The organism is Flammeovirga agarivorans (assembly GCF_012641475.1).
Lineage (GTDB): Bacteria > Bacteroidota > Bacteroidia > Cytophagales > Flammeovirgaceae > Flammeovirga > Flammeovirga agarivorans.
On the sequence record NZ_JABAIL010000007.1, the window covers coordinates 168257 to 180318 of the forward strand.

The following is a 12062-nucleotide window of genomic DNA, read 5'->3' on the forward strand; positions in this document are numbered from 1 at the left end:
GAACAGTACGGTTTCCTTTTTTTAATAGAATTTCTGAAGTAAAAGCCATATTTTAAATATAAAACGGATCGTATTAACATGGCAGAATCACTCGAATTTCATGAATCAGGTTTTGATGGACCTTACATTAACTATTTAGAAAAGCATATAAAAGGGAAGATCATATCACCCTATACTGTAGAGATAGATAATGATTTAATAAAAGGTTATTCGTATTGTTCAGAAGATCATGAACAGCTTGTAGTGGTAGCACATGAACATCAAATTCTTCAGGATTTTAAAGTCGATGTACATAAAACAAAAAATTACGATTACCTGATAGCTTTGTTTTTTAATGGCATCTCATTTATGGAGGGGGAAAGGGAAGTTTTTATTAATACTCCCAAAGGTTTTATTTTTCTAAAAGGGGATCAAAAAATTAGAATCAATCAGAAAAAAGGAATCACTCAAAAGGCCATTGTTTTTCAAATCAATAAGAGTGTATTTTCTCCCATAGTTATTGAAAAGTTAGAAAAGATAAATACTTACCTCTATCATTCTGGAAATAAGTTAACAACAGATTGGTATAAAGGAATGATTAAAGGATTAAGACACGAAATTTTGCCTCAATATAAAGAGAAGTGGTATAATGCTCGACTCAGATTACTATTAGTCATTTTAGAAAATACATTAGAAAAATTTCAGGCAGAAGAAGACCAACTATTTTTCTTGGATCATGAATTAGCAGCAGTTCAAAGAATCCGATATCTAATCACTGAAAACCTGAAAGTAAAGCCAAAATTGAAAGAGTTGGCCAAAGAATATGGTATACAATCCACTAAACTGACCAATATTTTTAAAGAGTTATATGGACAGACACTTTATAAGTTTTACAATGAACAACGTCTATTAAAAGTGAAAGAAGAACTTGAAAATACAAACAAGACACTTACTACATTAGCCTATGAATATCAATTTTCAGATGTAAATCATCTATCCAAAAGCTATATAGGGTATTTTGGAGTAAAACCAAGTGAGTATAGAAAGTAGTCTTTACTGTCGATACTTTCCGTTGGGTAATATCGTTGGGAATTGATAAGTGGAGTCAGTCAATAATTGGTACAGTAAAGGATCTGTTTGGGCAACTTTATCCTTTGTATTTAATCTCCATTCATTATCAATACTTTCTAATCGATCTTTTTGTGCACCAAGAATTGAAGTCATACCCCAATAAAAATATTCTGTCACCTGACAATCATAAGTACAAGTACGGTCATTGTAGGTATACCAGGCTGTTGAGGGGTATTCGGATGGTATTTTTTGATAAACTCCGCCTCTAGCTATATCCATAGCTTTTGCCAATTGAGAGTTTTCATTTTCACCAAAAACCTCTGGATAGGCTTTAGAATAACCCGAATGTGTAATGACATGCCAAACTTCTTCAAGTGAAGCATCAAACCTCATATTAGGATTACTGTGCCATTCTGGAACGGTTTCATCTGCTCCCAAATCTTGAGCATTTAGTCGGATTTGAGACTCCTTTTTCCACATAAAAAGAGCAGCGTTATTTGCTAGTAAAGTAGTGATTAGTATAGGATTGTCTACAACTCCATCTTCATCATTATCTAGATACTGTGCCATCACATTTGCGGCATGTAAAAGTTTTTCATCTTCTACATCCTTATAGGCATAGATCGGAATACCAAATACATCTACTTTTCTATTTGTAGCAGTGAACCCCTTATCTTGATGTGATACAATTTTAAAATTAGGATCTGTACCTTCTGGGATCACAATCGTATTTAATTTTTTACTACAGCCAAGGCATAAAATTAGAGAGAAGAAGATGAAATGAGTTTTGTTCATTTAAGATAGAGCGTTAATGATCTGTCGTTATTTATTCTGTGCTCTACATTCTTTTAGTTTTTCCTGTAAGGCACTTACTTTTTCCTTTTCAACAGAATACAGTTGTTGTAATTTTTTACTTTCCTTGGCTTGAAGTTCAGCATCTTTTCCTTTAATAAAAAGTGAAATACTTAAAACAATCATAATAAGGAAAGTTACTCCTACTAAAAAGTTTTTCTTGTCGGGCATAAAGAGGGTAATTTAAGTTTTGGAATTTGATTATATATATGTTGCTTCTTTCCGAATACGACTTAAATGCCTTTGGCTAATTCCTAGGTAAGAGGCTAAATATCCTAATGGTATTTTATTGAGATACTCTGCATGTCGTTCCAAAAGATCATTATAAGCCATCTGAGCGTTTTCTTTCTGAAGAATAAAGATACGTTGTTCTAATTTAATGTAATTTCGTTCAGCGATTTCTTTCGAAAATTGTAACCAATTACTTTTATTTCCTATGATTTGATTGACTTGTTCCATAGAAAATTCGATCAATTCACAGTCATCTATTGCTTGGATGTTCTCTCTTGTAGGGAGTTGAGTGACCATCGATGAATAACCACTAATAAGCTCATTATTAAAGCAAAAACAATAGGTGATTTCTTCACTTTTACTAGAATAATAAAATGAACGTAACACACCTGAAACGACAAAGGCAAATTTCTTAGCGATTTCTCCCTCGGAAAGATAAAACTCTCCTTTCTGCAGGTAAACTCTTTTACCTATTGAGAGAAACTCATCAATTTCTTGTTGATTAAATAAGCCGGTTGCATTTAGATAGTTTCGCATGTTTTTGAGTGATTCATAAATAGTATAATACAAATGTAAATGAATTTGGGTAAGAAAAAAGCCCAACTTAAATTAAGTTGAGCTTATCAAATTAGAAAATTAATAAGAGACTAAAGTTTGATACTTTCTAAGTCAGTTTTAAATAACCGCAAACTAATCTTATTGAGATCTTCTTTATTACCTTCAAAATGATAGGTAATATGTTTGTGAACAATACTTTCATTGATAGAAAGTTCTTTTGCCGGAGAAGATGATTCTAGTTCATAAAACGGACCTAATTGATCCCCATTTTCTAATGGACCATCATTGTATGTATTTACAACATCACCTTTATATGGATTTTCCTGTAATTCCCACATTGAGTTTACATAGTCCTGATCATTATTAAAACTAAACTGGACTACCGTTAGTACCTCTTTCTCCGCATCATAACTTCCTAATAGAGGGATAGTATTCTGAGGAGCCAATCCAATTTTGGATCTATGGGTACCATCTGCCTTGAACAAAATGAGTTGATCTTTTACTTTGATATTTTCTGTCGGAATATCACCAAAATAACTTTGGTAGTCAGCTTGTGATTTATAAGGAACCATCACAACAGTTTCTTTGGTAGGATTTAGCATCCCTAAAATCCATATAGAGAGTAAGCCAGTTTCTTTGTTCCATGCTTTTTTACCAATGTTTTTGATTTCATTGATCGATTCAAAACCTACATAATCAACGGATAAATCATTGAGGTTTAATGAAATATTTTTTTCAATTTCTGCTTGATCAAAAACTTTAACAGCTCGATTGACTAAAATATGGAATGGGAAACCAGAGTAATTAGTTAACTGCATTTCCTTTTGGAAGACAGCTTTATTTTTACTTTTCTCGACAACTTCAAATACATCTGTATCAATTTCCTTGGGTGTCCTCCAATTTTCAAAGGTAAATTCTGTTTTAGGATCAAAGAAAATAGAGTATTGGCCACCTTCCGGGCCTAGCCAGAAACGGTCTTCACCACCATATATATTTATTTTCTCTTCTATTTTACCTGAAGAAATAGCGTCATAATTTAACCAACCATAGCTATTTCCCTGATTACCACTTGCAGAACTTGTGAGTATTCTACCTTGATAAGCGGGTACAACTGCTACCTTACTTTTTCCATTATTATTTTCTAAAACAATGGTATTCTGGTACTGGTTTAAAAAGTCAACATCATAACCAAAAGTACCTTCTTTGATTTGATTACTCTCTTCATTACAACTTAGTGTTGTTGATAAACTCATAACGATAAATATTTTATTAATAAATTTCATTTCTTTAAATAGTACTAAGTTTGAGGTGTCCTTTTTAGAAAGAGAAAAAACTCTTGCATAATTATGAAGAGCTTTAATTGTGTATATATTCGTCTATTACTTATTTTTTATGATCACTGATCTTTGATCAGGTGCAATATTTTGAATCTCCCATTTGATCATTTGTGTTTTTAACCAATTGGAAGCCTTAAGCCATTTTTTGCGTTTTTGATCATTACGTAAAATGGCATTAATGATTTGCTGTTCTTCTTGAAGATTGTTTAATGGATAAGTCATGTCCTTAAAAAATATGAATCATTGAAAAAAAATAGGTGGCAAGAGTCTACCAAAAGCAATAGACTCTTGCTAATTAATTGGATTAGTTTTGCTGTATATACATTACTTTAGTTTGTAGATACTCTTCTAAACCATGCTTACCATCTGCTCCACCAATACCCGACTTTCTGAAGCCTGCGTGGAAACCTTGGATTGCCTCGAAGTTTTCACGGTTAACATACGTCTCACCAAATCTCAACTCTTTAGTTGCTCTAAGCACTTTGTTGATGTCATTAGTATAGATAGATGATGTTAAGCCATAGTCACTGTCGTTTGCATAATCTAAAGCTTGGTCGAATGAAGAAACTTTCATTACTGGAAGGATAGGACCGAAAGTTTCATCCTGCATGATTTCATGATCTTGCTCAACATTAACGATAACCGTTGGCTCATAGTAATATCCTTTTGAGAAGTTTGTAGATGCTCTACCACCTAACAATACATCTCCACCTTGCTCAACGGCTCTTTTTACCATGCTATCGATTTTCATCAATTGCGTTTTATTGATTTGAGCACTCATATCTGCTTTGTCATCAGTTCTTGCATCACCTACGCGAACCGCTTTCATTGCAGGAAGAAGTTTTGTCATAAACTCATCGTATACTTCTTCTTCTACATATACTCTTTCAGCACAGTTACATACCTGACCACTGAAAATAACTCTTGATGCTACAATTGCTTTTACAGCTAAATCAAGATCAGCATCTTTACATACAATTGCAGGTGCTTTACCACCAAGCTCTAAAGATACTTTTGTGATATTCTTTGCAGCTGCCTCCATTACTTTTTGGCCAGCTCCTACAGAACCTGTTAAACTGATAATACCTACATCAGGGTTTTCTGATAATGCTTGTCCTACTTCATGACCATATCCTGTTAGAATACTTAAGATTCCAGTTGGAAGACCAATATTTTCGATAAGACGAGCAAATTCAAAACATACCATAGGTGTTTCTTCACTTACTTTTACGACACAAGCATTACCTGTTAATAAAGAAGGAGCAATTTTACGAGCCATTACGAAGAACGGGAAGTTCCAAGGACAAATACCTACAGCCACACCAATAGGTAGTTTGTGTAACATCATTTGCTCATTTGGACGGTCACTTTGAATGATCTCACCTTCATAAGACCTAGCAAGACCAGCATAGTAATCAAAGTAAACAGCAGTAACATCAATTTCTACTTGAGCAAGACCCATTACTTTCGCTTGTTCCGAAGCTAAAGTTTCTGCAAGAAATACTCTGTTGTCTCTAATGACTTGTGCCATTTTCTTTAAATACTCTGCTCTTGCAACTGCGGGTAAAAGGCCCCATTCAACTTGGGCAGCTTTAGCCGCTGCAACTGCTTTATCAGCATCTTCTTTAGTACCTCTTGGAGCTAAAGCAATTACTTCTTCAGTACATGGGTTTAGAACTTCAATGTGGTTAGCTGAGCTAAAAAATGATCCCGCGATATATTGTTGGTACGTTTTCACCTGCGTACCAACAGCATAAGAGTTTTGTGACATAGTGTTATAAAAATATAGTGTAATAATTCTTTGTTTGGATGTTCATTCGAGCTGAACTTACCTGCTAGTTACGACTAATTTTTAGTGTTAATGTCCTGTAGTATCCTGTAGTGTGCCCAGGACACTAAAGGATACTTTCCTGTATTTGTCCTGTTATGTTTGGAGTATCGAAAGCAAAATGAAACAAAAAAATATTTATATATATTATGAACGCAATCACTCCAATTAGATCAGTAAAGAAATCTAAGAAAAACAGAGAAGAACAAAGTAACTGGAAAATAACTCCAGAGTTACCTCAATTAGAATTCCATTGGAAAAAAGGTGAGGATCCTGTCACTAGAGAAGAGGTAGAGTTGTTTTTTAATTCTAAACCTATCAAGAAGCTTAAAAAGGAAATCTGCTCTGTAGGTCTACGTTTATGGCAAAAAGGATTTGTCGATGGTAATGGAGGTAACATTACGGTACGTGTAGGTGATAACCTTGTATTATGTACTCCTACATTAATCTCTAAAGGTGCGATGAAACCAAAAGATATCTGTTTAGTAGATATGGATGGTAATCAAAAAGCAGGCATCCGACCAAGAACTAGTGAAGTAATGACGCACTTAGCTGTAATGAAGCGTATGCCTTCTGCAAAGTCTTGTGTTCACGCTCACCCTCCTCATGGTACTGCCTTCGCAATTGCTTCTATTGTACCTCCAACAGGTGTTATTCCTGAGGCAGACATTTTCTTAGGTCAGATTGGTTTAGCAAAATATGAAACTCCAGGTTCACCGGAAAATGCACAAGTAATTGGCGAAACGGCAATTGATCATCAGGCGGTATTAATGGAAAACCATGGCGTAATTGTATGGGGTAGCCATTTGGAAGATGCTTACTGGAAAATGGAAAATGTAGAGGCGATTTGTCAGACAGTGGCAGTAGCTACTATTGTTTCTCCTGAAATTTCTGCTGTAGGTGTTGAAAAGGCTAGAGAAATGATCGCAATTAGAGAGAAGCTTGGAATGTACGATAAACGTTCGAAGTGGGCAGACGAAGAATTGTTACTTAACGACTTCTATAAAAAGGCTAAAATCATCAATAGAAGATAGTAAACTCTGTGTGGCTACAGATTTTGTGTGACTATAATTTCAACAGTTTTGGTTCTAATCAGACCAAGATCATATGTCTTGTCTGTATAAAAGCAGGCAAGACATTTTACTACCTAATACTTTAAATCTACTACCAAAATGGAAATCGGATTATTTATACCTTGTTATATCAACCAATTCTACCCAGAGGTAGGAAAGGCAACATTACAATTGTTACAAAAATATGGTAATGTAACCTATCCCATGAGTCAGACCTGTTGTGGCCAGCCTATGGCTAACTCTGGTTGTGAAAAAGATGGGGTAGAGGCATTAAAAGTGTTCTATAAAAATTTTAAGGACTTCGATTATGTTGTAGGTCCTTCAGCAAGTTGTGTGTTGCATGTTAGGGAGCATGGTGCAACTTTGTACCCGGAGATGTCATCATTGGTGCCAAAAGTATACGATCTTACAGAATTTATGTATGATGTGATGAAGGATGATACTTTAGAAGCATCTTTTGGGCATCAAGTAGCTGTACACAAAAGCTGTCATGGTTTAAGAGGAATGAGATTGGGACAATGCTCAGAAAGGGTCACTTGTGATGTATCCAAACAAGATAAACTTTTAGAACAAGTAGACGGATTATCATTAGTGAAACCCTCAAGAGCAGATGAATGTTGCGGTTTTGGAGGAACATTTAGTGTATCTCAACCTGATGTGTCGGTGAGAATGGGTAATGATAGATTAAACGATTATATCAATGCCGGTGCGGAGTACATTACTTCAGGGGATATGTCTTGTTTAATGCATTTGGATGGAATCATACAGAGAAAACAACTTCCAATTAAGGTAATTCATCTGGCAGAAATCTTAGCTTCTAAAGCAATCAACTCTAACGCAAAGAATAGTCAACATGTCAACGCAATATAAATCACATCAGGAAGGAGCAAAGGTTTTTAATAAGAACCCAAAGCGTGTTTCATGGCATGACAAAGCGTTATGGTTTGTACGCGAAAAAAGAGATACAGCAGCTCATTCCATCCCAGAGTGGGAAGAACTTAGAGAAATAGCTTCTCAAATTAAGGCACATACTTTATCGCATCTAGATAAATACCTTTTACAATTTGAAGAACAGGCAAAGGCAAATGGGATTCATGTACATTGGGCAAAAGATGCCAAAGAACACAATGACATTGTTTTGTCTATTCTCCAAAAACATAAGGTGAAAAATGTGGTAAAAAGTAAATCCATGTTGACAGAAGAATGTGGATTGAACCCTCATTTGAACCAACATGATATTGAAGTGGTGGATACGGACCTAGGTGAACGTATAGTTCAATTGGCCAAAGAACACCCTAGTCATATTGTATTACCTGCTATTCATAAAAAGAAGGAAGAGGTAGGAGAGCTTTTTCATGAACACCTTAATACTGAAAAAGGCGCTACTGACCCTACTTACCTTACAAGAGCAGCAAGAAAGCACCTTAGAGACGAGTTCCTCAAAGCAGATGCTGCCATTACAGGTGTCAACTTTGCTGTAGCTGAATCAGGAGGATTTGTGGTTTGTACCAACGAAGGAAATGTAGATATGGGAGCTAATTTGGCCCCAGTTCATATTGCCTGTATGGGGATAGAAAAGATTATTCCTAAGGTTGAACATCTAGGCGTTTTCTTACGACTTCTTGCAAGGAGTGCAACCGGACAAGCGATTACTACATATAGTTCTCATTTCCACCAACCCAAAGAAGGAAAGGAAATGCATATTGTTTTAGTAGACAATGGTCGAACAGAACAGTTAGGAAGAGATGATTTTAGGAAATCACTAAACTGTATTAGATGCGGAGCATGTATGAATACTTGTCCGATCTATAGAAGAAGTGGTGGTCATAGTTATACTTACACGATCCCAGGACCCATTGGTTCTATCCTTTCACCAGGTAAAGATTTACGAAAGCATAGTTCATTACCTTTTGCTTCTACATTATGTGGATCATGTAGTGATGTGTGTCCAGTAAAAATTGATATACATACTCAGCTTTATAAGTGGCGTCAGATCATTATGGAAGAAACCAATTATGATCCCGCTAAAAAGATGAGTATGAAAATGGCAGGAAAAGCCATGGGTAACCCGACGCTATTTAAATTGATGGGAAAAGTAGGCAATACTTTCTTGAAAGGACCAAGAGCATTGATTTACAATGGTATGAATACTTGGGGATTAGAAAGAGAACTACCAGTTCCAACGCAGACATTTGATGATTGGTACAAGAAAAATAAGAACTAATATGACAGCAAAAGATAAAATTCTAGGGAATATTAAAGGACTTGGACTACCATCAAAATCGCTTCCATTAGTTCCTATTTTCGATGGTCTTTCAGACGATAAACACTCTTTCTTTTTTGATGCTTTAGGCACTTTAGGAGTAGAGGTAATCATTAGTGATAACCGAGATCACCTGCACCAATTAGTAGAAGAAAGAAAAAAGGAAGGTCCTGTTTATTCTCCGATTGAAGAACTAGGACTAACCAATACATTAGGTGAAACAGCAATGTCAGACCTTCATCTTTCTGTAATTGAAGGACAGCTAGGAGTGGCAGAGAATGGTGCTATTTGGGTAGCAGGCGATGACTTAGAACATAGAGCTTTAACAGCAATAGCAAGTCATCTTATTATTGTTCTTCCTTATCAAAAAGTTGTTTGGAATATGCATGAGGCTTATACATATATCAAACCACAAGAAAATGGATATGGAGTATTTATCTCAGGTCCATCAAAGACAGCAGATATTGAGCAATCCCTTGTAAAAGGTGCACATGGAGCAAAGTCTCTCACTGTTTTTATTCAAAAGTAGAAGAATAAATAGTTTAAGTATATATATAAGTGAGAATACATCTATGAAAATCAAGCAGAAATAATTTATAGAAGAAAAGTTGAAAGGCACACCTTTATAAGGTGTGTTTTTGTTTTAACATGGTATGTTTTCAGCGTTTACAGTAGGTGATTTTACGTTACATAGAATCATTTTGCGATGACATAGGGGTGTTTCGCTGTTACATCTACATAAATTAGCATTACATGCACTCAGATTGACGTTACATGGCGGCATATCACTGTTACATACCTCCAATTTAGCATTACATGGTAGTGAATTATCGTTACATGTACCCACTTTGATGTTACATCATTGTATTTTTGCGTTACATTACGCTGTTTTAAGGTTGCATACCCTCATTTTGTAAGGGCATGCAATTAATTTCTTATTGACCTATGCTTTTTTTAAGATAATGGAGTCGTAAGCCTTTTGTAGTTCTTCGAAGAATTTTTCTTTAGCATCAACTTGATCACTATTGCCGTATTGATCTATTTTTTCCTGTACTGTTCTAGAAAAACTTGTAAGCCAATCTGGTCTGTCACCTAAATGGCCGCACCAAACAGTAATATTACCTATAACTTCACGAATAATATTTAGGTCTTGCTCCATCATTCCCTTTTTTATTTGGGCAATTGAGCCTTTAAAACTGCTATCTAAAGCATCCTCAGCTTTTTGTTCTTCGGGTGTAAGCATAATTGAATTATTTTAAGTTCTAATTAAATATACAAAAAGTCGATAAACTTTAAATCATAGCTATAGTGATCACTTGATTTTTTTCACAATTAATTCTTTGTTATGAATAAATTTCTATCTCTTTAACTAATATAGCATCTTTCGCTCATTGATCTCTTTGGAGATTTGAATTGGTAGTACAGTTGATTTTTTCAAATTGAAATCAACATTTTTGGTAGAACCAAGGTAGGTGACTAATGTATCATATTCTCCATAGGAACGCTGAGCACCTAAACTATCCCCTCTACATTCAAACTTAAAATTTGTTCTGTGTCTTATGGTTTTTCCAATATGAAGAAGTGCTAATTTATGAGATTCTCTAGATGGACTCGGGATCTCCATATTGAGATATTCGCCTAATTGGAAATGTAATGACGGTATTTCTTCATCATGAAACTTTATCTGATAGAAACCTTCATCAAAATTATTCTTATTCTTCGGAAGTGATACCACTTTCTCAGTCTTATTTACTACATCTTGAACGATAATAATCTTTCCAATACTCTTATCGACAGTAATACTATTTTTTAGTGATTGATGAAATGATAAAATCCCGTCTTGATAAGTATAATTTCTTTGTATATCCTTAGTCAACCAATCGTTTAATGTTGCTCTAGTCTCTGGAGTATAATTGGGTTTGTATATAAATGAATTGTGAATTAGTACATGGATTACTTGTATCATTTGCTTGAACTGTTTAGATGATCTAGAAATTTATAAAATGATACATCAAGAAAAAAATGTTTGATATGGAACTAATGAAAAAAAGATATTGGATTCACTTTTCAGAATTTAAGTAATTTTGGTCCAAAAATTAATTTTTTATTGAACCCTCTATTCTAAAAATTACTAGCTTTGTTGAAGTTTTAACTCAATTATACTCATAATGAAGAATATTAAAGTAATTGCCTTTGATGCAGACGATACACTATGGATTAACGAACCATACTTTAGAGAATTCGAAGACAATTATTTTAAAATTATTGAGAAGTACATGCCCAAGGGTGAACTGAAAAAGAATTTATTCGACCTCGTCATCCATAACTTAAAAATGTACGGCTACGGAACGAGGGGCCTGTCATTATCAATGATTGAAGGGGCTGTGAAGTTCTCTAATGGTAAAGTAACTGCCCAAGAAATCGAACAGATCTTAGATTTAGGTAAAAAAATGTTGAATAACCCAATAAAACTATTGGATGGAGTTATTGAGACGTTGGAATACTTAAAAGGGAGATATCGATTGGTAGTTGCGACGAAAGGTGACTTATTAGAACAGGAACAGAAGTTAATTAAATCAGATTTATTACAATATTTTCACCATACTGAGATTGTCTCAGAGAAAACGGAAAGCGAGTACCAAAAATTACTTCAACATTTGGATGTAGCACCCGAAGAATTTCTGATGATTGGTAACTCTTTGAAATCAGATATTGTACCTGTATTATCCTTAGGAGCCTACGCTTACCATGTTCCTTTCCATACTACTTGGGCCCATGAAATGATAGATCATGAAATTGAGGAAAATGATAGATTTAAGGAATTAAATTCTATATTAGACATAACATCTATCTTATAAACTGACTGAACT

General features: G+C 34.7%; 14 protein-coding genes. 6 read left to right on the forward strand and 8 right to left on the reverse strand.

The annotated features are described in order from the left end of the window. Window positions 1-78: 78 nt before the first annotated feature. On the forward strand, window positions 79-1029 hold the full coding sequence (locus HGP29_RS20715; protein WP_168884350.1) for a helix-turn-helix transcriptional regulator: 951 nt from the start codon (window positions 79-81) through the stop codon (window positions 1027-1029). A 3-nt stretch (window positions 1030-1032) separates the two neighbouring features. Here the strand turns inward: HGP29_RS20715 and HGP29_RS20720 are convergent, their stop codons facing one another. The 6 genes from HGP29_RS20720 to aldA all read right to left on the reverse strand — a co-directional run bounded on the left by HGP29_RS20720 (window position 1033) and on the right by aldA (window position 5799). Next, window positions 1033-1845, reverse strand: coding sequence for a hypothetical protein (locus HGP29_RS20720; RefSeq protein WP_168884234.1), 813 nt, complete (start codon window positions 1843-1845; stop codon window positions 1033-1035). A 27-nt stretch (window positions 1846-1872) separates the two neighbouring features. After that, window positions 1873-2073: a hypothetical protein gene (locus HGP29_RS20725; RefSeq protein WP_168884351.1), complete on the reverse strand. Its 201-nt coding sequence runs from the start codon at window positions 2071-2073 to the stop codon at window positions 1873-1875. Between the two features lie 30 nt (window positions 2074-2103). After that, window positions 2104-2670, reverse strand: coding sequence for a Crp/Fnr family transcriptional regulator (locus HGP29_RS20730; protein ID WP_168884352.1), 567 nt, complete (start codon window positions 2668-2670; stop codon window positions 2104-2106). A 110-nt stretch (window positions 2671-2780) separates the two neighbouring features. Next, entirely contained in the window at window positions 2781-3944 is a 1164-nt protein-coding gene (locus HGP29_RS20735) for a DUF6786 family protein (RefSeq protein ID WP_211093356.1), read from the reverse strand. A gap of 126 nt (window positions 3945-4070) precedes the next feature. Further along, the gene (locus HGP29_RS20740) at window positions 4071-4250 is read right to left on the reverse strand and encodes a hypothetical protein (RefSeq protein ID WP_168884354.1); all 180 of its coding nucleotides are present in this window, start codon (window positions 4248-4250) and stop codon (window positions 4071-4073) included. An 82-nt stretch (window positions 4251-4332) separates the two neighbouring features. After that, window positions 4333-5799 (reverse strand): aldehyde dehydrogenase, encoded by a 1467-nt coding sequence (gene aldA, locus HGP29_RS20745; RefSeq protein ID WP_211093357.1) that lies wholly within the window; start codon window positions 5797-5799, stop codon window positions 4333-4335. A 206-nt stretch (window positions 5800-6005) separates the two neighbouring features. Here aldA and HGP29_RS20750 point away from each other — a divergent pair, with 206 nt between their 5' ends. From HGP29_RS20750 to HGP29_RS20765, 4 genes are all read left to right on the forward strand, one after another. Beyond that, the gene (locus tag HGP29_RS20750; protein WP_168884355.1) at window positions 6006-6890 is read left to right on the forward strand and encodes a class II aldolase/adducin family protein; all 885 of its coding nucleotides are present in this window, start codon (window positions 6006-6008) and stop codon (window positions 6888-6890) included. A 138-nt stretch (window positions 6891-7028) separates the two neighbouring features. After that, window positions 7029-7799 (forward strand): (Fe-S)-binding protein, encoded by a 771-nt coding sequence (locus HGP29_RS20755; RefSeq protein WP_168884356.1) that lies wholly within the window; start codon window positions 7029-7031, stop codon window positions 7797-7799. Beyond that, complete coding sequence (locus HGP29_RS20760; RefSeq protein WP_168884357.1) at window positions 7783-9153, forward strand: lactate utilization protein B; 1371 nt, start codon at window positions 7783-7785, stop codon at window positions 9151-9153. The genes HGP29_RS20755 and HGP29_RS20760 overlap by 17 nt, the downstream gene beginning before the upstream one ends. Window position 9154: 1 nt before the next feature. Next, a complete protein-coding gene (locus tag HGP29_RS20765) occupies window positions 9155-9721 on the forward strand; it encodes a LutC/YkgG family protein (protein WP_168884358.1) in 567 nt (188 codons plus the stop codon). A 414-nt stretch (window positions 9722-10135) separates the two neighbouring features. Here HGP29_RS20765 and HGP29_RS20770 read toward each other — a convergent pair whose 3' ends face one another. Further along, a complete protein-coding gene (locus HGP29_RS20770; protein ID WP_168884359.1) occupies window positions 10136-10435 on the reverse strand; it encodes a hypothetical protein in 300 nt (99 codons plus the stop codon). A gap of 126 nt (window positions 10436-10561) precedes the next feature. Further along, window positions 10562-11158, reverse strand: coding sequence for a hypothetical protein (locus HGP29_RS20775; protein WP_168884360.1), 597 nt, complete (start codon window positions 11156-11158; stop codon window positions 10562-10564). A gap of 202 nt (window positions 11159-11360) precedes the next feature. On the opposite strand from HGP29_RS20775, the gene HGP29_RS20780 reads away from it, so the two are divergent. Beyond that, on the forward strand, window positions 11361-12050 hold the full coding sequence (locus tag HGP29_RS20780) for an HAD family hydrolase (RefSeq protein WP_168884361.1): 690 nt from the start codon (window positions 11361-11363) through the stop codon (window positions 12048-12050). The last annotated feature ends 12 nt before the right edge of the window (window positions 12051-12062 follow it).

What these genes read in the sequence shown, in the direction of transcription:
- HGP29_RS20775 (WP_168884360.1), bottom strand. Translation starts at nt 11,158, where the DNA reads ATGATACAAGTAATCCATGTACTAATTCACAATTCATTTATATACAAA.
- HGP29_RS20725 (WP_168884351.1), bottom strand. Translation starts at nt 2,073, where the DNA reads ATGCCCGACAAGAAAAACTTTTTAGTAGGAGTAACTTTCCTTATTATG.
- HGP29_RS20720 (WP_168884234.1), bottom strand. Translation starts at nt 1,845, where the DNA reads ATGAACAAAACTCATTTCATCTTCTTCTCTCTAATTTTATGCCTTGGC.
- HGP29_RS20780 (WP_168884361.1), top strand. Translation starts at nt 11,361, where the DNA reads ATGAAGAATATTAAAGTAATTGCCTTTGATGCAGACGATACACTATGG.
- HGP29_RS20735 (WP_211093356.1), bottom strand. Translation starts at nt 3,944, where the DNA reads ATGAGTTTATCAACAACACTAAGTTGTAATGAAGAGAGTAATCAAATC.
- HGP29_RS20765 (WP_168884358.1), top strand. Translation starts at nt 9,155, where the DNA reads ATGACAGCAAAAGATAAAATTCTAGGGAATATTAAAGGACTTGGACTA.
- HGP29_RS20740 (WP_168884354.1), bottom strand. Translation starts at nt 4,250, where the DNA reads ATGACTTATCCATTAAACAATCTTCAAGAAGAACAGCAAATCATTAAT.
- HGP29_RS20730 (WP_168884352.1), bottom strand. Translation starts at nt 2,670, where the DNA reads ATGCGAAACTATCTAAATGCAACCGGCTTATTTAATCAACAAGAAATT.
- HGP29_RS20760 (WP_168884357.1), top strand. Translation starts at nt 7,783, where the DNA reads ATGTCAACGCAATATAAATCACATCAGGAAGGAGCAAAGGTTTTTAAT.
- HGP29_RS20715 (WP_168884350.1), top strand. Translation starts at nt 79, where the DNA reads ATGGCAGAATCACTCGAATTTCATGAATCAGGTTTTGATGGACCTTAC.
- HGP29_RS20755 (WP_168884356.1), top strand. Translation starts at nt 7,029, where the DNA reads ATGGAAATCGGATTATTTATACCTTGTTATATCAACCAATTCTACCCA.
- HGP29_RS20750 (WP_168884355.1), top strand. Translation starts at nt 6,006, where the DNA reads ATGAACGCAATCACTCCAATTAGATCAGTAAAGAAATCTAAGAAAAAC.
- aldA (WP_211093357.1), bottom strand. Translation starts at nt 5,799, where the DNA reads ATGTCACAAAACTCTTATGCTGTTGGTACGCAGGTGAAAACGTACCAA.
- HGP29_RS20770 (WP_168884359.1), bottom strand. Translation starts at nt 10,435, where the DNA reads ATGCTTACACCCGAAGAACAAAAAGCTGAGGATGCTTTAGATAGCAGT.